Origin of the sequence: Kribbella antiqua, from assembly GCF_004345665.1 — a bacterium.
Classification (GTDB): Bacteria; Actinomycetota; Actinomycetes; order Propionibacteriales; family Kribbellaceae; genus Kribbella; species Kribbella antiqua.
This window is the reverse complement of the sequence record NZ_SLWR01000010.1, coordinates 124,809-143,794: the sequence shown is the minus strand read 5'-3', so window position 1 is coordinate 143,794 and position 18,986 is coordinate 124,809. Positions and strand designations below refer to the sequence as shown.

General features: G+C 68.6%; 19 protein-coding genes and 1 pseudogene. 16 read left to right on the top strand and 4 right to left on the bottom strand.

Features of this window, described 5'->3' with window-relative positions; all coding sequences use genetic code 11:
- Positions 1-125: 125 nt before the first annotated feature.
- From EV646_RS27150 to EV646_RS27125, 6 genes are all read left to right on the top strand, one after another.
- Positions 126-1,148 carry a Gfo/Idh/MocA family protein gene (locus tag EV646_RS27150; protein WP_132153449.1) on the top strand — a complete coding sequence of 341 codons (1,023 nt, stop codon included), beginning with the start codon at positions 126-128 and terminating at the stop codon, positions 1,146-1,148.
- A complete protein-coding gene (locus EV646_RS27145; RefSeq protein WP_132153447.1) occupies positions 1,145-2,188 on the top strand; it encodes a Gfo/Idh/MocA family protein in 1,044 nt (347 codons plus the stop codon). The genes EV646_RS27150 and EV646_RS27145 overlap by 4 nt, the downstream gene beginning before the upstream one ends.
- A gap of 93 nt (positions 2,189-2,281) precedes the next feature.
- Positions 2,282-3,061 carry an enoyl-CoA hydratase/isomerase family protein gene (locus EV646_RS27140; protein WP_132153445.1) on the top strand — a complete coding sequence of 260 codons (780 nt, stop codon included), beginning with the start codon at positions 2,282-2,284 and terminating at the stop codon, positions 3,059-3,061.
- A gap of 1 nt (position 3,062) precedes the next feature.
- Positions 3,063-4,010, top strand: coding sequence for a class I SAM-dependent methyltransferase (locus EV646_RS27135; protein ID WP_132153443.1), 948 nt, complete (start codon positions 3,063-3,065; stop codon positions 4,008-4,010).
- Positions 4,011-4,019: 9 nt separating this feature from the next.
- The gene (locus EV646_RS27130) at positions 4,020-4,973 is read left to right on the top strand and encodes an acyltransferase (protein WP_132153441.1); all 954 of its coding nucleotides are present in this window, start codon (positions 4,020-4,022) and stop codon (positions 4,971-4,973) included.
- Complete coding sequence (locus tag EV646_RS27125; RefSeq protein ID WP_199237221.1) at positions 4,966-5,997, top strand: hypothetical protein; 1,032 nt, start codon at positions 4,966-4,968, stop codon at positions 5,995-5,997. Before EV646_RS27130 ends, EV646_RS27125 begins: the two co-directional genes overlap by 8 nt.
- Here the strand turns inward: EV646_RS27125 and EV646_RS27120 are convergent.
- Positions 5,994-6,719 (bottom strand): class I SAM-dependent methyltransferase, encoded by a 726-nt coding sequence (locus EV646_RS27120; protein WP_132153439.1) that lies wholly within the window; start codon positions 6,717-6,719, stop codon positions 5,994-5,996. The two genes, EV646_RS27125 and EV646_RS27120, sit on opposite strands and share 4 nt — an antisense overlap.
- 199 nt (positions 6,720-6,918) lie before the next feature.
- On the opposite strand from EV646_RS27120, the gene EV646_RS27115 reads away from it, so the two are divergent.
- From EV646_RS27115 to EV646_RS38975, 4 genes and pseudogenes are all read left to right on the top strand, one after another.
- Positions 6,919-7,701: an electron transfer flavoprotein subunit beta/FixA family protein gene (locus EV646_RS27115; RefSeq protein WP_132153437.1), complete on the top strand. Its 783-nt coding sequence runs from the start codon at positions 6,919-6,921 to the stop codon at positions 7,699-7,701.
- 14 nt (positions 7,702-7,715) lie between these two features.
- A complete protein-coding gene (locus EV646_RS27110; protein WP_132153435.1) occupies positions 7,716-8,672 on the top strand; it encodes an electron transfer flavoprotein subunit alpha/FixB family protein in 957 nt (318 codons plus the stop codon).
- Positions 8,673-8,940: 268 nt separating this feature from the next.
- Positions 8,941-9,345: pseudogene (locus EV646_RS41035) on the top strand (nucleotidyltransferase domain-containing protein); the annotation flags it as partial.
- 274 nt (positions 9,346-9,619) lie between these two features.
- Entirely contained in the window at positions 9,620-9,787 is a 168-nt protein-coding gene (locus tag EV646_RS38975) for a hypothetical protein (protein ID WP_158291028.1), read from the top strand.
- Here the strand turns inward: EV646_RS38975 and EV646_RS27105 are convergent.
- Entirely contained in the window at positions 9,776-10,252 is a 477-nt protein-coding gene (locus tag EV646_RS27105) for a pyridoxamine 5'-phosphate oxidase family protein (protein ID WP_158291027.1), read from the bottom strand. The genes EV646_RS38975 and EV646_RS27105 overlap by 12 nt on opposite strands.
- Before the next feature lie 148 nt (positions 10,253-10,400).
- Between EV646_RS27105 and EV646_RS27100 the strand changes: the two genes are divergently transcribed.
- The 4 genes from EV646_RS27100 to ligA all read left to right on the top strand — a co-directional run bounded on the left by EV646_RS27100 (position 10,401) and on the right by ligA (position 16,170).
- Positions 10,401-11,603: a cysteine desulfurase family protein gene (locus EV646_RS27100; RefSeq protein ID WP_132153431.1), complete on the top strand. Its 1,203-nt coding sequence runs from the start codon at positions 10,401-10,403 to the stop codon at positions 11,601-11,603.
- Positions 11,603-12,697, top strand: a complete 1,095-nt coding sequence (gene mnmA, locus EV646_RS27095) for a tRNA 2-thiouridine(34) synthase MnmA (protein ID WP_132153429.1) — start codon at positions 11,603-11,605, stop codon at positions 12,695-12,697. Before EV646_RS27100 ends, mnmA begins: the two co-directional genes overlap by 1 nt.
- Positions 12,694-13,671, top strand: a complete 978-nt coding sequence (locus tag EV646_RS27090) for a uroporphyrinogen decarboxylase/cobalamine-independent methonine synthase family protein (protein WP_132153427.1) — start codon at positions 12,694-12,696, stop codon at positions 13,669-13,671. Before mnmA ends, EV646_RS27090 begins: the two co-directional genes overlap by 4 nt.
- A 375-nt stretch (positions 13,672-14,046) precedes the next feature.
- Positions 14,047-16,170 carry an NAD-dependent DNA ligase LigA gene (gene ligA / locus EV646_RS27085; RefSeq protein ID WP_132153425.1) on the top strand — a complete coding sequence of 708 codons (2,124 nt, stop codon included), beginning with the start codon at positions 14,047-14,049 and terminating at the stop codon, positions 16,168-16,170.
- A gap of 105 nt (positions 16,171-16,275) precedes the next feature.
- Here the strand turns inward: ligA and EV646_RS40270 are convergent, their stop codons facing one another.
- Positions 16,276-16,749, bottom strand: coding sequence for a hypothetical protein (locus tag EV646_RS40270; protein WP_241996355.1), 474 nt, complete (start codon positions 16,747-16,749; stop codon positions 16,276-16,278).
- 75 nt (positions 16,750-16,824) lie between these two features.
- On the opposite strand from EV646_RS40270, the gene EV646_RS27080 reads away from it, so the two are divergent.
- Together EV646_RS27080 and EV646_RS27075 are read left to right on the top strand one after the other, a co-directional pair.
- Positions 16,825-17,802 carry a hypothetical protein gene (locus tag EV646_RS27080; RefSeq protein WP_241996354.1) on the top strand — a complete coding sequence of 326 codons (978 nt, stop codon included), beginning with the start codon at positions 16,825-16,827 and terminating at the stop codon, positions 17,800-17,802.
- Between the two features lie 27 nt (positions 17,803-17,829).
- Positions 17,830-18,066, top strand: coding sequence for a hypothetical protein (locus EV646_RS27075; RefSeq protein WP_132153421.1), 237 nt, complete (start codon positions 17,830-17,832; stop codon positions 18,064-18,066).
- Between the two features lie 61 nt (positions 18,067-18,127).
- Here the strand turns inward: EV646_RS27075 and EV646_RS27070 are convergent, their stop codons facing one another.
- Positions 18,128-18,772 carry an ACT domain-containing protein gene (locus tag EV646_RS27070; RefSeq protein ID WP_132153419.1) on the bottom strand — a complete coding sequence of 215 codons (645 nt, stop codon included), beginning with the start codon at positions 18,770-18,772 and terminating at the stop codon, positions 18,128-18,130.
- Positions 18,773-18,986: the final 214 nt, after the last annotated feature.

The following is an 18,986-nucleotide window of genomic DNA, read 5'->3' as shown; positions in this document are numbered from 1 at the left end:
GGGTGGCTTATCGATAACAAAGTTGGTTGTGCTCATGAGACGGTGGTTGCGAACGCCTGTGCGCAATGATACGCAAGAACCGTTACTAACTCACCCCTGTGCCTGCGACTCATGTAAGGGACCTCATGTCGGAACAGCTGGCCGATCTGACCGTCGGTCTGATCGGCGCGGGCAACATCTCGCATCTGCACGTCTCCGCCTGGAAGGCACTCGGCGCCCGCGTCCTGGTGCACTCCGAGGCCGGCGCTCCCGAGCTCGCCGAGCAGTACGGGCTGGAGCTGGCGCCGTCCCTCGACGGCCTGTTCAAGGAAGTCGAGTTCGTCGACATCGTCACCCCGTCGCCGACCCACAAGGAGATCGCGCTGGCCGCGATCAAGGCCGGCCGGAACGTGATCTGCGAGAAGCCGCTGACGCTGACGGCAGCCGACTCGCACGAAGTGATCGCGGCCGCGTCGGCCGCCGGCGTGAAGGTCTACCCGGCCCACGTGGTCCGATTCTTTCCGGCCTACAGCGCGGCGTACGACGCCCTCCGCGCGGGCCGGGTCGGTGAGGTGGCGGTCGCGCGGTTCTTCCGCCAGGCCTCGTCGCCGGCCGGTGCCGGGTGGTACCGCGACGTGGCCCGGTCCGGAGGAGTGATCATGGATCTGATGGTCCACGACCTCGACCAGGCCCGGTGGCTGTGTGGCGAGGTGTTGAGCGTGTACGCCGTACAGAACCCGCCGACCGTGGACGGGATGAGCCCGGTCAACGTGGCGGCGCACGTCACGATGACCCACGACACCGGTGCGATCAGCCACTGCCGCGCGACCTGGGGTGCTACCGGGACCAAGTTCCAGTCCGGGTTCACGGTCGCAGGCTCCACCGGCGTACTGAAGTACTCGACCGAGGCCGGCACGGGGTACTCCGAGGAGCTCCAGGACAGCGGAGTGGGCGGCGACCTGCTCATCCCGGCGTCGACGCTGGGGGAGAGTCCTTACCTGACCCAGCTTCGCGAGTTGGCGGTTGCCCTGCGCGGCGGCGCGGAGCCTCGGGTGCTCGCCTCTGACGGCGCCATCGCGGTGTACCTGGCCGAGGCCGCCCGTGAGTCGATGGCGACCGGCCGCACGATCGACATGACGACCTTCGACCCGACTGGAGCAGTGGCATGACCCTGAAGGTTGCGATCGCTTCGTTCGCGCACACCCATGCCGCCTCTTACGTCTCGCTGCTCGGTGCGATGCCGGACGTCGACGTCCTGTCCGCAGACCCCGATGGCGCCTCCGCGCCCGATGCCAAACCGCGGGGCGCAGAGTTTGCCGAGCAGCATGGCGTGGCCTATGTGGACTCGTACGACGACCTGTTCGCGTGGGGACCGGATGCCGTCGTAGTGACAAGCGAAAACGCCCGGCACCGCGAGCTGGTCGAGCGGGCGGCGGCTGCCGGCGCCCATGTGCTGTGTGAGAAGCCACTGGCTACAGAGGTCGCGGACGGCGAGGCGATGCTGGCCGCCTGCACGGACGCCGGTGTGATCCTCATGGTCGCCTACCCGGTCCGCTTCGCGCCCTCCTACCTGCGGCTGCGAGCGTCCGTCGAGGCCGGTCTGCTCGGCGACGTCTTCGCCGTACTGGGGACGAACAACGGGAAGATCCCTTACGACCAGCGGCAGTGGTTCACCGACGCCAAGCTGGCCGGTGGGGGAGCGCTGGTCGACCACACCGTGCACTGTGCCGACCTGATCGACGGGCTGACCGGCGGTGCGTCGGCCAAGCGGGTCTACGCGGCCGCGAACCACGTCCTGCACCAGGACAAGGGTGTGTCCGTGGAGACGGGGGGCCTGGTCACGATCACCTACGACAACGGGCTGCTGGCAACCATCGACTGCTCGTGGAGCGTGCCGGACAACGGCCCGACCTGGGGTGGCGTGTCTTTGCAGGTGACCGGCACCAAGGGTTCGGTGGAGATCGAGCCGTTCCTGCCGCACGTCGGCGGGACCGACGCCTCCGGTGAGGTGTACCTGCCGATCGGCTCCAACTTCGACGCTTCGATGCTGCGCACCTTCCTGCACGCGGTGCGCGAGTCGGGCCCGGCGGTGGCCGGTAAGACGCCCGCGGTCGTACCGCAGCCCGATGGTGCCGTCGGCCTGCGGACGCTCCGGATCGTCGACGCGGCGCGGCGGTCCGCGGTCTCGGGGCAACCGGTGGAGTTGTAGCGTCCCCGCAGTACACGGACCAGGACTGGTCCGGTACGGTTCCGGAGTTGTGACCGACGGGTAGCGACCCCTGGACTGTTTAGGAGCGAGGCGATGGGCGAGTTCGTCAACCTCACCGTGAGCGACGGTGTCGGCACGATCCGGCTGGACCGGCCGAAGATGAACGCGCTGAACGTCCAGGTCCAGGAGGAGATCCGCTCCGCCGCGTTCGAGGCCACTGCGAACGATGACGTCCGCGCGGTTGTCATCTACGGCGGTGAGCGCGTCTTCGCGGCCGGCGCGGACATCAAGGAGATGGCCGACATGTCGTACGCCGACATGGTCAAGCGCTCCGGCCCGCTCCAGTCCTCGCTGTCCGCGGTCGCCGCCATCCCGAAGCCGACCGTTGCCGCGATCACCGGTTATGCGCTTGGCGGCGGTTGCGAACTGGCCCTGTGCGCCGACTACCGGATCGCCGCCGAGGACGCCAAGCTCGGCCAGCCCGAGATCCTGCTCGGCATCATCCCGGGCGCCGGCGGCACGCAGCGGCTGTCCCGGCTGATCGGCGCATCCAAGGCCAAGGACTTGATCTACACCGGTCGCTTCGTGGACGCCGCCGAGTCACTGTCACTCGGTCTGGTCGACAAGGTCGTGCCGGCGGCATCGGTTTACGAGGAAGCTGTTGCCTGGGCTTCGCAATTCACCCGCGGTGCCGCGCTGGCCCTGCGCGCCGCCAAGGAAGCGATCGACTCCGGCCTTGGCGTCGACCTGGCGACCGGGCTGGAGATCGAGCGGCAGCAGTTCGCCGCGCTGTTCGCCACCGAGGACCGCGCGATCGGGATGAAGTCCTTCGTCGAGAACGGCCCTGGCAAGGCCGAGTTCAAGGGAAACTGATTTGACCACCTCCGCCGAGAAGCCCGCCGCCACCGCCGAAGAGGTCGAGGCGGCCTGGACCGACAACAAGCTCGCCCAGGTGCTCTACCACGACTGGGAAGCCTCGACGTACGACGAGAAGTGGTCCATCTCGTACGACGAACGCTGCGTCGACTACGCGCGTGACCGCTTCACCGCCGTCGCCGGATCGGACGGCTGGCCCTACGGCAAGTCGCTGGAGATCGGCGCCGGCACCGGCTTCTTCACCCTGAACCTCAAGCTGGCCGGGGTCATCGACGAGGCGCACGTCACCGACCTCTCGCCCGGCATGGTCGAGGCGGCCAAGAAGAACGCCGGCACCCTCGGCTTCGCGATCGAGGGCCGGGTCGCCGACGCCGAGAAGCTGCCGTACGACGACAACACCTTCGACCTGGTCATCGGGCACGCGGTCATCCACCACATCCCGGACGTCGAGCTCGCCTTCCGCGAGATGCTGCGGGTACTCAAGCCCGGCGGCCGCTTCGTCATCTGCGGCGAGCCCACCCGGTACGGCGATTTCGTCGCCCGCCGGCTGTCCCGCTTCACCTGGTGGGCAACGACGAACGTCACCAAGTTGCCCGCGCTGTCGCATTGGCGTCGTCCGCAGGAGGAGCTGGACGAGTCGTCCCGGGCCGCCGCCCTGGAGGCCGTGGTCGACCTGCACACGTTCGACCCGGACACGCTGGCCCGGATGGCTTCGCGGGCGGGTGCGGCCGACGTGCGTACTGTCACCGAGGAGTTGCTGGCCGCCTGGGTCGGGTGGCCGATCCGTACGTTCGAGGCCGCCGTACCGGAGCAGAAGCTCGGGTTCGGCTGGCGGATGTTCGCGTACAAGTCGTGGCTGCAGCTGTCGAAGGTGGACAAGGCGCTGTCGGCCGTCGTACCCGACGAGCTGTACTACAACGTCAGCATTACAGGCCTCGCGCAGTAGGGTGATTGGATGCGGTTGCTGACCGCGGCGAATTTGCGCTGGGTGGTGCGTCATCGAGCGTGGACGCCGTACTACCTGAAACGCTACTGGCGGTTCGCCTGGTTCAAGCTGCGCCATCCACAGGTGATCACCGAGGGATTCGTCTTCCTGGGCAAGAAGCTGGAGATCGTCGCACGGCCCGGGCACGGCCGGATCATCCTCGGCAAGTTCGTGCACCTCGGCGACGAGACCCGGCTGCGCGCGCACGAGGGGACATTGCGGATCGGCGACAAGGTGGTGTTCGCCCGCGACGTCACGGTGAACTGCTACCTGGACATCGAGATCGGCGCCTCCACGCTGATCGCCGACTGGACCTACATCTGCGACTTCGACCACAAGACCGAGGACCTCGGCCTGCCGATCAAGGACCAGGGCCTGCTCAAGTCGCCGGTCCGGATCGGCCCGGACTGCTGGCTGGCCACGAAGGTCACGGTCACCCGCGGAACCGATATCGGCCGGGGCGTGGTGATCGGCGCGAACAGCGTTGCCCGTGGCAACATTCCGTCGTACGCCGTGGCCGCGGGAGTCCCGGCCGTGGTGGTCGGCGACCGGGCCGCCCGCTACGCCGCCGACGCCCAGCGCCGCGCCTACCTGGCGGGCCTGGCCGAAGCGAACGAACGTACCGCGGCACTACTTCGCGCCGGGAAGCCCCCAACCCCGAAACCCGGGACGGCCCCCAGCGCCGGGAGCCCCACCACCCCGCAACCCGGGACGGAGGCCCCGGCGGATCCTGCATCGATCCTCCCGAGTACGAGCGCCGTACCTGGGGAAGCTGTGGGTAACGACAGGGGAGCGGCTGGTGATGGCGGAGTTGAGGGCGAGGGGTTCTCAAGTTACTCGCCAGTCGGGCACTATGTCCCACACGTTCGGTTGGATGACGCGCACGATCGGTTGACAGTCGGAGAGGAGACCCGGCGTGGCTGACCAGACGGGCCCTGATCGGTCGCTCGATCAGGCTGCGGCCGACGGCTCGATCACGCGGGCGCGGACGCGCGCGGTCGACCCGGTTCCGATCGTGACGGAACCCGGCAGCGCTACGTTGGAACCAGCGCTTGAAACGAGTGCTGACCCGGCGGGTGCGCGGAGCGCGGTCGCGGGTCTGGACGTGGGTGTGGACCGTAGGTTGGACCCAGAGGTGCAGGCAGTGGACGGCAGGACAGCGGCACCGGCCCCGATCGCGGGAGCCCGGCGCAGGTTGTCGCCGCGCCCGGTCCCGGTCAGCCGGCGTAGGAGACCGCCGGCTCCGGAAGCGGCGCGGGACGAGGAACCAACCCCGGCTGAGGAGATGGACGACGTGGGTGACGAGAAGGCTGCCGACAAGGCGGTGAAGCCGTCAGAGGACGCAGTGACAGACACCGGCGCGGAGACCGCGGGGGACGCCGGTACGAGCGCGCGTGGTACGACGGCGACGGCAACGAAACCCGTCCGGCCGAAGACAGCGGCGGAGATCGTCGCCGAACAGAAGGCCCGGGAGAAGGCGGCGGCTGAGGCTTCCGCATCGGGCGCTCCGACTGCTTCGGTTGCCGGTGGCAAGGATCCGGCGGAGACCTCGGTGACCAAGCCGGTCGGCAAGGTCAGCGCTTCGGCTGGTGCCGTAGGCAACAAGCCCGTGGCCAAGGAGCCGCCGGGCAAGGGGAAGCAGGCCGTGTCGGCGGTCGGTTCCGGCGTACGGCGCCTGCGGAACCTGATCGCCTCGCTGATCTGGCTGATCGCGGTGATCGCTGCCGCCGTACTCGCGCTCGGCGCGCTGTTCACGGCGCTCGATCAGACCAACCAGAGCAACGAGATCGTCCGGTGGGTGCTGGAGCGCGGGCACGACCTGGTGGGCCCGTTCAAGGACCTGTTCCGGCTCGAGACCGCGAAGAACACCCTGCTGGTGAACTGGGGCATCGCCGCCCTGGTCTACCTGATCGCCGGCAAGATCATCGAGCGCTTCGTCCGTCCCTAGGGGGTCGCGACGAGCACGAGATCGAGAGATTCGTCCAGGTCTGCCTGGTCTGGGCGAATCTCGAAGTCCTCGTGCCGCGTGCTCTGTACGAGCTGCTTCAGCTCGGGCGTCCAGTCGTCGTACTCGGTCGCCAATTGGGCGTCGACGCAGGACCCGTGCTGCTCCTCCCAGGTGCGCAGTCTAGCGCCATGGTGAAGCCCCAGTGCGTGGGTGATGTCGAAGTGTGGCTCGAGCAGTTCGGTGAACTCGGCGGCGGTCAGCTCGCGCGTGTGGTACCAGTTGCCGCTCGGGAATGTGAGCCTGTTGGGTGTGCTGAGGATGAGCGTGCCGGTCGGTTCGAGCATGCGCGCGCACTCCGCGACGAACCGCGGCTGCTCCCACAGATGCTCGATCGTCTGCAGCGAAGTGATGAGCGTGAAGGCGCCGTCCGCGAAGGGCGTCTGGACGAGATTGCCCTTCGCCACATTGACCTGTGGATAAACGCGTTTGACGTGCCGCAACGTCGTATCTTCATAGTCGAGACCGGTCACGGAGTCCGCCCCGGCCAGGCGGAGCAGCTCCGCGCCGTAACCCTCGCCGCAGCCGGCGTCGAGGACGCGACCGGTCAACGGCAGATTCGCCGTGATCCAGCGGTAGGCAGCCTCATGACGCGCGAACCAGTAGTTCTCGTGCCAGATGCCGGGCGCTGTTCTCTCGCCGGTGAGCGGTAACGTCTCGGTCACCCGGGTCAGCTTAGGCCGTGCTGCGCTTCACGCCGTGTCCCACTTGTCCTGATCGGTCCGCTCGGATAAGCAGGCAGGGTCAGGGTTCGCGCGCCGTACGGCGGACTGTGATGGGACTCGCACGCGACTTATGTTTCTCGCGAGTAACATCCGTGGCAGGCTTGGGAGAGACCGTTAACCAGAAGGGGTCCCACACGCTATGAAGATCGTCGTCTGCGCGAAGTTCGTGCCGGATGCCACCGCGGACCGCCGCTTCCGCCCGGAGGACAACACGGTGGACCGCGCCGGTGTCGACGGGTTGCTGTCCGAGCTGGACGAATATGCCGTTGAGACCGCGTTGACCGTGAAGGAAGCCGGAGATGCCGAGGTGACGGTGCTGACCGTCGGCCCGGAGCAGGCCGCCGACGCGGTGAAGAAGGGTCTCCAGATGGGCGCCGATGCCGGTGTCCACGTGATCGACGACGCCATCCACGGCTCGGACGCGGTGGCGACGTCGCTGATCTTGTCGAAGGCGCTGGCCAAGCTCGAGGCCGACCTGGTCGTGTTCGGGATGGGCTCGACCGACGGGTCGATGGGTGTCGTCCCGGCGATGGTGTCGGAGCGGCTCGGGCTGCCGGCCGTGACGCTGGGCTCGGAGGTGACCGTCGACGGGCAGACCGTCCGGATCCGCCGTGACGGCGACACCGCGAGCGACACGATCGAGGGCACGCTGCCGCTGGTGCTGAGCGTTTCGGACCAGGCGAACGAGCCGCGGTACCCGTCGTTCAAGGGCATCATGGCGGCGAAGAAGAAGCCGGTGCAGACCTGGTCGCTGGCCGACCTGGAGATCTCGCCCGACCAGGTCGGCGGTTCGTCGGCCTGGACCGAGGTCGTCGAGGTGACCGCCCGGCCGCCGCGTTCGGCCGGCACGATCGTCGCCGACGAGGACGGCAGCGGCGCTGCCCAGCTTGTCGAGTTCCTGTCCACCAACAAGTTCCTCTGAGGGGCGAGTCGTTCATGTCCAACGTTCTGGTTCTCGTTGACCACACCGCCGGGAAGGTGCGCAAGACCACCGCCGAGCTCCTCACCATCGCCCGCCGCCTCGGTGAGCCGGTCGCCGTGTTCATCGGTGAGGGCGTCCAGGATGCGCTACCGGCTCTGGGTCAGTACGGCGCGACCAAGGTCGTGGCGCTCACCAACCCCGAGCTGACGCAGTTCCTGGTGGCTCCGAAGGCGGAGGCGCTGCAGCAGGTGGCGGCGAAGATCGAGCCGTCGGCGATCCTGATCTCGTCGAACGCGGAGGGCAAGGAGATCGCCGCGCGGCTGGCGGTCAAGCTCGACTCCGGGCTGATCACGGACGCTGTCGACGTGGCCGCCGGTGATGGTGGTCCGGTCACGACGCAGTCGGTGTTCGCGGGCAACTACACGGTGCAGGCCAAGGTCACCCATGGCACGCCGATCATCACGGTGAAGCCGAACGCGGCAACGCCCGAGGCCGCGGAGACGTCGCCGGAGGTCGAGGAGTTCGACGTATCGATCTCCGACCTCGCCAAGACGGCTCGCATCACCGAGTCGAAGCCACGCGAGGCGACCGGGCGTCCGGAGCTGACCGAGGCGGCGATCATCGTGTCGGGTGGTCGCGGTACCGGCGGTGACTTCGGCCCGGTCGAGGCATTCGCGGACTCGCTCGGCGCTGCGGTTGGTGCGTCCCGTGCGGCCGTCGACTCCGGCTGGTACCCACACGCCTACCAGGTCGGCCAGACCGGCAAGACGGTCAGCCCGCAGCTGTACGTCGCGGCCGGCATCTCCGGCGCCATCCAGCACCGTGCCGGCATGCAGACCTCGAAGACCATCGTCGCCATCAACAAGGACGAGGAAGCCCCGATCTTCGAACTCGTCGACTTCGGCGTCGTCGGCGACCTCCACAAGGTCCTCCCCGCCGCCACCGAAGAAGTAACCAAGCGCAAGTCCTGACACCACCCCCGGCTGGGGCCCTTCCCCTCGGGCCCCAGCCGAACCCGACCGGAGTTCACCCCTCGACCTCCGGCCACCCGACCGGGTCACCACCCTCCCCGGTCACCGACGGCCCGACTCGGACCCCTCCCGAGCCGGGCCGTCGCATGCCCGGCGCCCCGGCGTACTGCAGGGCGTCGGCGAACTTCGCGCGGCGCCCCCGCCCGGGCCACCACCCACCCCGGTCACCCACGGCCCGGCTCGGACCCCTCCCGAGCCGGGCCGTCCCATGCCACCACCCGGTCCCGGGGAGTACGGGTATGGCTGCGGACACCAACCGGGGACTGCGGACATCTGGCCAGGTGTCCGAGGTCCCGGGAAGGTGTCCGAAGGTGCTTCCGGAGCCTCCAGTAGCTGTCTCGGGCCGTGCGGGCTAGCGTCGGGTGACTGTTGTGGTGGGAGGGGAGAGCTGGTGGAGGAGCGGGTTTGGTACGACGAGGGGCTGGAACCGGAGGAGTTGGCGTTTCATCGGTTGTATGGGCCGTGGAAGGTGTCGACTCCGGTCGATGCGCAGCGGGTGCTGGCGGGGTACGAGGGGGAGTGGTGGGTCAACGGCGGGTGGGCGATCGAGGCGTTCACCGGCGTACGGCGGGAGCACGAGGACCTCGACGTGTCGCTGTGGCGGCGGGATATCGAGAAGCTGCGGATCCACCTCAAGGGCAGCTATGACCTGTGGTCGAACGCCGGCGGACGGTTCCAGCCGTTGACCGACGAGCGCCCGGAACAGCCGGAGGACGCCGACCAGATCTGGTTGCGGAAGCACGCCCCTCGCGCCCTGGGAGTTCGATCTGCAACCGAACCCGGACCGCGACGGCCGCTGGGTCTTCCGGCGCGATCCGACGCTCGACTATGCCCTCGACGGGATCACCTGGACGGCGCCCGACGGCATCCGCTACCTGAACCCCGAGATGGCCCTCGCCTACAAGGCCCGCCTGAATCGCCCCAAGGACCAGCACGACCTCGCCGCCGCCCTGCCCCTCCTCACCGGCGCCCAACGCACCTGGCTGGCCGACATGATCGACCACCTCCACCCGGACCACCCCTGGCCGGCCCGCATCCGCAGCTCAGCCTTCTGACCACACAGCCCTGCGGGAGTCGATACCCGTGCCGAATTCCGGGTCACGGCCGCGGACGAGGACCCAGTGCGCAGTGGCCCGGGCCCGGTAGAGGCGCAGCTCGGCATGGAGCTCGTCGACCGAGAACGACTTCAGCTCCGGGTAGCGGGACGAGTAGAACGCCGCCCGCTGCTCGAGCTCGTCGTCCGGTACGACGCCCGCCTGTGCGGTCAGGTACACCGCGGACGCCTGGCCGATCGCCACGCTGGAGTCGAAAATGGCGATGCTGACGTCGGGATTCAGGTCGACGTTCACCGAGTGCACGGCCTGCGGCGACGACACCCAATAGAAGTCGGCATGCCCGTCGGGGGTGAAATACACCGGCGTGACCCACGGACGACCGTCTGCCCCGACGGTGCCCAGCGTCATGTACTTGTTGGCTTCGATGACCGCGACCGCGCGCTGGTCGAGTACCTCCTGCGACATCACAGCTCCCTTCGAAGGATCGTGCTCACCAGAGTGCGAGGTCGTCGTACGGAATGTCACCCGTGGCCGCCACGGAAGCAGCACGGAACGCCCGAGGGGCGGGTGGGAGAGCGGGAACATTGGTGCCGGACATACCCTTGAATCCGATATGACATCTTCCGACCGTCGCACGGTGTACCTGGACCACGCGGCGACGACTCCGATGCTGCCGGCGGCGATCGAGGCGATGACCCATCACCTCGCGCGGACCGGCAATGCGTCGTCCCTGCACGGCTCCGGCCGCGCTGCCCGCCGTACGGTCGAGGAGTCGCGGGAGACGATCGCCGCGGCGCTCGGCGCGCAGCCCAGCGAAGTGGTCTTCACCTCGGGCGGTACGGAGGCGGACAACCTCGCGCTGAAGGGCCTGTGGTGGGCTCGACTGGCCGAGGATCCGCGGCGGCGGCGGATCCTGCTCAGCGGGATCGAACACCACGCCGTACTGGATCCCGCGGTGTGGCTGGCGCAGCACGAGAAGGCCGAGATCGAGTGGTTGCCGGTCGACGAGCTCGGGCGGGTCCGGCCGGACGACGTACGGCGGGCTGTCGAGCAGGACCCCGGGTCCGTGTCGTTCGTCACGTTGATGATGGCGAACAACGAGGTCGGGACGCTCCAGCCGATCCGGGAGATCGCCGGGCTCGCCAGGGAGTACGACATCCCCGTGCACACCGATGCCGTGCAGGCGGTCGGGCAGGTGCCGGTCGACTTCGCGGACCTCGGGGTCGACGCGATGACCGTGTCCGCGCACAAGCTCGGCGGGCCCTACGGCATCGGCGCGCTCGTCGTCCACAAGGAGACGAAGCTGACGCCGATCCTGCACGGCGGCGGGCAGGAGCGCGACGTACGGTCGGGAACGCTGGACGCGCCCGCGACCGCCGGGTTCGCCGTCGCGGTCGAGCACGCGATCAAGCATCAGCCGGACGAGGCGCAGCGGCTGGCCGAGTTGCGGGACGCGCTGGTCAGCGGCGTCGTGAACACGATCGAGGGCGCGCAGTTGTCGGGTGACCCGACGGACCGCTTGCCCAATAACGCACACTTGTCCTTCGGCGACTGCGAGGGTGACTCGCTGTTGCTGCTGCTCGACGCGCGCGGGATCGAGGTCTCCACCGGATCCGCGTGCAACGCCGGGGTCGCCGAGCCGAGTCATGTCCTGCTGGCCATGGGGTACGACGACCAGCGGGCGCGCGGGTCGCTCCGGTTCACCCTCGGGCACACGAGTACGCGCGCCGACATCGACGCCGTACTGGAGAACATCGGACCGGTGGTGGAGCGGGCGAAGTCCGCCGGTCTGCAGAACGTGGGAAGGAAGGTTTGATGCGGGTACTCGCAGCCATGTCCGGCGGAGTCGACTCGGCCGTCGCGGCGGCGCGGATGGCCGAGGCCGGGCACGACGTGGTCGGAGTGCACCTGGCGCTGAGCCGAAACCCGCAGTCGTATCGCAGCGGCGCGCGGGGCTGCTGCACGATCGAGGACTCCCGCGACGCCCGCCGCGCCGCCGACGTGATCGGCATCCCGTTCTACGTCTGGGACCTGGCCGAGCGGTTCCACGCCGACGTGGTCGAGGACTTCGTCAGCGAGTACGCCGCCGGCCGGACGCCGAACCCGTGTCTGCGCTGCAACGAGAAGGTGAAGTTCAGCGCCGTACTGGAGCGGGCGCTGGCGCTCGACTTCGACGCGGTCGCGACCGGGCACTACGCGCGGATCGTGGACACGCCGGATGGCTCTCGCGAGTTGCACCGGGCGGTGGATCCGGCGAAGGATCAGTCGTATGTGCTCGGGGTGCTGACGCAGGAGCAGCTCAAGCACGCGTTCTTCCCCCTCGGCGACACGGTGAAGACCGAGGTGCGGGAAGAGGCCGAGCGGCGTGGGCTGTCGGTCGCCGCCAAGCCGGACAGCCACGACATCTGTTTCATTGCCGATGGCAACACTCCGGCCTTCCTCAGCAAGCAGCTGGGTGAGGCGCCGGGTGACATCGTCGATGCGCAGGGCAACAAGCTCGGCGAGCACAAGGGCACGCACGGGTTCACCGTCGGTCAGCGCAAGGGGCTGCGGATCGGTACGCCGGCGGCGGATGGCAAGCCCCGGTTCGTGCTCGACATCAGCCCGGTGGATCGCACCGTCACGGTCGGGTCGCGCGAGGAACTGGCGGTCGCCCGCCTGACCGCGTCCAAACCACGCTGGTGCGGCCCGGCGCCGTCGTCGGAACTGCAGGTCAAGGCTCAGCTGCGGGCACATGGCGAAGAGGTCGCCGTCACCGCTCGGGTCGAGGGCGACGAGGTGCAGGTGTCCTTTGACGAGCCGACCCTGGCAGTCGCTCCGGGGCAGGCAGTGGTGCTGTACGACGGCACGCGCGTGATCGGCTCCGCGACGATCGACAGTGTCGAGCGCGTAGCAGCTCAGCACGCATGACCACTACTGGTCTGGGTTCGCTGCCGGGTGACGATATCCGGGAGTGGACGAAGGTTCTGCTCGAGGCTGTCGACATTCCGTTCCTTGCGGAGCTTCCGGCTCGGCCGTACGGCGACATGCTGAGCCGGGCGGTCGCCGTACTGACTGAGCTGGCTGTGGACCTGCAGCCGGCCGGGTGGCGGCTCACGGGTGGCAGCGACCCCCGGGCGAGTTTGGACCAGCGGCGGGCGCGGTCGCTGCTGGCTGAGGACCTGGATGTGCTCGAAGAGCTAGCCGACGGCTACACCGGGCCATTGAAGCTGCAGCTGACCGGGCCGTGGACTCTGGCGGCGACGGTCGAGTTGCCGCGCGGTGACAAGGTGCTGGCGGACCACGGGGCCCGGCGCGACCTGGCGGAGGCGCTGGCGCTGGGGCTTGGTGATCATGTTGCCGAGGTACGACGTCGTGTGCCGGGGGCGGAGCTCGTCGTACAGGTGGATGAGCCTGGACTGCCCGCCGTACTCGCTGGAGCCGTTCCCACAGCGTCTGGGTGGGGTAAGCACCGTTCTGTCGACGGGCCGGGCGCCGTGGAGCTCCTGAGTCTCGTCACCACCGCGGCGCCAACGCTTGTGCACTGCTGCGCCGTGCGGCCGCCCATCGAGGCCTTCACCAAGGCCGGAGCCGTGGGAGTGGCAGTAGACCTCTCTCAGCTCAACGAGCCCGGCTGGGAGCAGGTAGCCGTCGCCGTAGAGGCTGGCACGGCCCTGTACGCCGGAGTGGTGCCCACGACTGGCCCACTACCGAACCAGGAGCAGGCCGCCGATCCCTTGGTACGCCGCTGGCGCGAACTGGGCCTGGACCCGGAGCTGCTGAAGAAGGTCGTGATCACGCCCGCGTGCGGCCTCGCCGCCGCACCCTCCCCGGCAGACGCTCAAGCCCGCCTCGCCCTCCTCCGCCGCATCGCCGAAACCGTCGCCGAAGCAGCAGACGCCTGACCCGCCCGCCGCTCCGTTAAGCGTGGTGGTGGTTTTCGAGGCGGCCTCCGAGACGTTCCGATTGAGGGGTTGCCCACTCAGATGGAGGGTTGCCCACTGAGATTTCGAGGGGGTAACCCAGTATCTGAGTGGGCAACCCACCAGATATCGCGGTCGAACGCGGCTGTTCTTCGCCGAGAACATCGGCGGTGCGCCTCCGCGACCCGCCGCCGAAGGCGGCTGTTCTTCTCCTAAAACGTCGGTGGTGCGCCTGCCGACCCGCCACCGAAGGCGGCTCTTTCCTCTCCGAAAACGTCGGTGGGCCGCCTCCAACCCCGCCGCCGAAGGCGGCTGCTCTTCTCCGAAAACGTCGGTGGGCGGTTGTAGGTTTTGCCCATGAGCACGGAGATTCCCGAAAGTACTGCTGCTGAGCAGCCTGCGGCACCCGCCGACGTACGGGAGCGGCATGCGGCGTTGAGCAAGGAGATCGAGGAACACCGGGTTCGGTACTACCTGGCCAGTTCGACCATCTCCGACGCGGACTTCGACGCGCTGATGCACGAGCTGGAGGCGATCGAGGAGCAGTACGCCGAGCTCCGGACGCCGGACTCGCCGACGCAGAAGGTCGGCGCGCCGATCTCCACCCTGTTCACCCCGGTGCAGCATCCGACCCGGATGGAGAGCCTCGCCAACGCGTTCTCCGCCGAGCAGATGGAGGCCTGGTCCAAGCGGCTCGAGCGCGAAGTCACGGTCAAGCAGATCAACGACAGCGGGTTCCTGTGCGAGCTGAAGGTCGACGGTCTGGCGCTCGACCTCGTCTACGAGAACGGCCGCCTGGTGAGCGGCGCGACCCGCGGCGACGGCCGGACCGGTGAGGACGTGACGCTCAACGTCCGCACCATCAAGAGCATCCCGAATGAGCTGGACGGCGACGATCTCCCGGCGTTCCTGGAGGTCCGCGGCGAGGTCTATTTCCGGGTAGAGGACTTCGAGGAGCTCAACGCGCAGCTGGTCGAGGCCGGCAAGGACCCGTTCTCCAATCCGCGCAACAGCGCCGCCGGATCGCTGCGGCAGAAGGACCCACGCGTGTCCGCGAGCCGCCCGCTGCGCTTCGTCGTACACGGTCTGGGCCGCGTCGACGGGTATCATGTCGGCCGGCTGTCGGAGGCGTACGACCAGCTCAAGGCCTGGGGCCTGCCGGTCAGCGACCGCGCCCGCAAGGTCGACACGCTCGACGCCGTGAACGAGTTCATCGCGTACTACGGCGAGAACCGGCACTCGGTCGACCACGAGATCGACGGCGTCGTGGTCAAGGTGGACGAGGTCGACCTGCAGCGCGCACTCGGCTCGACGTCGAGCGCGCCGCGATGGGCGATCGCGTACAAGTACCCGCCTGAGGAGGTCACCACCAAGCTCCTCGACATCGAGGTGAACGTCGGCCGCACCGGCCGCGTCACGCCGTACGGCGTGATGGAACCCGTGCGCGTGGCCGGGTCGACGGTCGAGTTCGCGACGCTGCACAACGCGCAGGAGGTCAAGCGCAAGGGCGTCTGGATCGGCGACACCGTCGTACTGCGGAAGGCGGGTGACGTCATCCCCGAGATCCTCGGGCCGGTGATCGACCTGCGGCCGGACGACGCGCGTGAGTTCGTGATGCCGACCGAATGTCCGTCCTGCGGTACGACGTTGCGGCCGATGAAGGAAGGTGACGTCGACATCCGCTGCCCGAACTCGCAGTCCTGCCCGGCGCAGTTGCGGGAGCGGCTGTTCCACCTGGCCGGGCGGTCGGCGTTCGACATCGAGGTGCTCGGGTTCAAGGCGGCGGACGCGTTGATCAGCGGCGGGCTGATCGCGGACGAGGGCGACCTCTTCGGGCTGACCGAGGAGGCGCTGGCGCAGAGCGCGTTCTTCACCACCAAGGCGGGGTCGCTGTCCGCGAACGCGCAACGCCTGCTGGCGAATCTCGAGCAGGCGAAGGAGCAACCGCTCGCGCGCGGTCTGGTGGCGCTGTCGATCCGGCACGTCGGGCCGACCGCGGCCCAGGCACTCGCGGCCGTGTACGACGACATCGAGGCGATCCGGGCGGCGAGCGAGGAGGAGCTCTCCGAGATCGAGGGGGTCGGGCCGACCATCGCGCATGCGGTGATCGAGTGGTTCGAGGTCGACTGGCACCAGGCGATCGTGGACAAGTGGAAGGCCGCCGGCGTCCAGCTCCGGCAGGAACGCAGCGGCCCGAGCGTCCCGCAGACCCTGACCGGCTTGTCCATCGTCGTGACCGGGACCGTCGAGGGATTCAGCCGCGACGAGGCCACCGAGGCGATCGTGTCGCGCGGCGGCAAGGCGGCGAGCTCGGTGTCGAAGAAGACGTCGTTCGTCGTCGTCGGCGACTCCCCAGGCTCCAAGTACGACAAGGCCGTCCAGCTCGGCGTCCCCATCCTCGACGCCCCAGGCTTCCAGCTCCTCCTCGCCGAAGGCTCCGAAGCAGCAGCCAAAGTCGCCACCACCCCCGACCAGGCCTAACCCCCTGCCCACTCACCCCCGGTTGTGGTGAGTGCGGGTGTCCAGCATCACCCGGGCGGGTCGCCGTACGGATGGATCTGTCAGGTGGGCTGATCCGTCGGACTGTTAGCTTTGCACGTCGACACGTGGGTCAAAGGAGCAAATATGACGACGCCGCCGCAGGGACCGTGGGGTCCTGGGCAGCAGCCGGGGGGCCAGCCGGGCGGGCAACAAGGGGGACAGGGGAGCCATGGCGGCTGGGGGCAGCAGCCTCCCGCCCAAGGTGGTGGCGGTTGGGGTCAACGTCCCCAGCAACCCCCACAGCAAGGGCAGCCCCCTCAGCAAGGCGGCGGATGGGGCCAGCAGCCAGGACGCCCGCAGCCCGGCCAGCCGGCGCAGCACGGCCAGCCCGGAGGCCCCGGCCAAGGTCAGCCTGGTCAGGGCCAGCCCAGCCAAGGACAGCCCGGCCAAGGACAGCCGGGTCAGAGCAAGCCAGGTGGTTGGGGTCAGCGCTCCCCGCAGCAGCAGGGCGGCTACGAGCAGCAGTCCTGGGGCCAGCAGAACCGGCAGCACTCGCAGCAGGGCGGCGGCTGGCAGCACCAGCAGCAAGGCGGCCCGCAGCAGCCATGGCAGCAGGGCGGCTCCGGCTCGAAGAGTGGCCTCGGTAAGGACAAGATGCCGCTGTTCATCGGCGGTGGCGTGGTCGGCATCGTGCTGATCGGTCTGCTCGTCTTCCTCGGCATCCGCGCGCTGGGCGGTGACGACACGAAGGCGGACCCGACGACCAATCCGACCGGTGGACAGACCACCGGCGGTGGCGACAACGGCGAGCTCGGCAACGCGACCGGTCAGGCCAAGACCGCGACCGAGAAGCTGCAGGGCCTCGGGTTCTCCTGCAGCGACCTGTTCAACACCAGCCAGGGCGCGCACCGCGGCTGCTTCAAGTACGAGGGCGCGACCGAGGCCGAGGCGATCTTCCAGTTCCAGCCGGACGGCACCATCCTCGGTGTCAAGCTGGTCTCGCAGAACGAGGACAACGTCAACAACGCCGCGGTCACCTTCGACGCGGCGCTGCAGGCGGTCGGCAACGACACGTTCGGCGGGAGCGAGGTCAAGAAGATCCAGGACGCGGTCAAGACCGGCCAGAAGGAGCAGAAGGTCGGCAGCACCTGGGGCGAGTTCGAGCTGCGCAACGACGGTGACGACCTGCGGCTGTCCGGCGGCAAGTCCGGCGCGGAAAACCTCGACCTGCCGCGCAAGGAGTTCACCTCCACCGAGGCCCAGCTGATCGCCGGGCTCAAGGCGCGGAAGTACACCTGCACGAGCTCGTCCTGCAGCAAGTCGATCGGCAAGTACGGCTCGCAACGGATCTACGCCTTCGGCATCCGGGGCGAGGGCATCTCGTCGCTGGACATCAGCGCGTCCGGTGAAGCGTCGGACGTCAAGCAGGCGTTCCCGGCCGGTGTGAACGACGCGTTCGCGGTGGCGAAGGGCGAGGACGTCGAGGCGCTGAAGGCCTACGTCAAGGCGCACAGTGACGGGAAGTCGTACGCTGCTTATGTCGCCGGCTGGCGGGTCGAGATCCAGGGCAGGACCGACGACAGCTACGCCTCGCAGCGGATCTCGATCAGCTACGAGACGTTCTACGTCTGAGGAGTCATGGTTTCCAAGGAGCTGCGGATGAAGCTGAAGCTGAAGCTGCCCCGGGAGAAGCGGGAGTCACGGACGGTGGTCACGCCACCGCCCGAGGCGGCTCAGCGCGTCGACGGCGGCGGCCCGTGGGGGCCGACGCAGTTCGACCTCCCGGATCGCGACGGCAGCAACAGCCAGTCGATCTGGATCGTCGCGCTCGCCGGCGTCGTCGTACTCCTGCTCGTCGCCGCTCTCTGGACCTTCGCGTACTTCCAGTTCAGCTAGAAGACACCAGAAGCCTCCCGCTCTCGGAGCGGGAGGCTTCTGTGTGTGTGGCGTACGTCGGTCAGGCGTTGGCGCGGATGGTCACGGCCAGCGACGCCAGGTAGCTCAGCCGGGCCACCTCGGAGCCGAGGAACTCGGGACCGCCACGGCGGCCGATCACGAGGATGCGGCGGTTCGATTCGAGCGGCGCGGCGACCAGAACCGACTCGGCCAGGCCCTTGTGGTCCAGCGCCTCCAGCGTCGACGCCTTCTCCAGCGGCAGCCATTGACCGACCAGCTCGCCGAAGTCCGGCGTCGCGCTCGTCTCCAGCGCGACCTTCACCTCGGCGCCGGTGCCGTCCAGCAGCGCGGCCCAGTCGGCGTGCAGCACGGCCGGCGCCTGCTCGACCAGGATGTCGACCGCGTCCGCGGGCGCAGACGTCATCTGCTCGACGGCCTCGAGGTCCATGTGCAGTCCGCCGCCGGCGCCGTACCGGGAGAACCAGATGACTTCGACGTCCGGTACGCCGTTGCAGGCGGACACGAGGCGGTCCGGGAGCACACCGGGTGGCAGGTCGACCACGATGTCGTCGACGGCGGTGCCGTTCTCACGCCGGTGCTCGACGATCTCGATCGCGTGGATGTCGGCTTGCACTTCACCGAGCGCCGTCGCGACGGTGCCGAGCGAACCGGGACGGTCCGGGATGATCAATCGCAGCAGGAACACCGAACGATCATCTCCCAGCCGGTCACCATGCGTGTAACGCCTTGTCGCGGGCCATGTTACAGAGCGGAACCCGACGACACGCCCGCCCCTCTCGGCAGATGAGAGCCGGGGCATTGTCCACAGGTCCGCGACCGAGGCAACACGAGCGTCACAGCGGCCCCCTAAGATGGCTCAGGTATCACCGAGAACCTCTCGGTGTTCCTGCGAACCATTG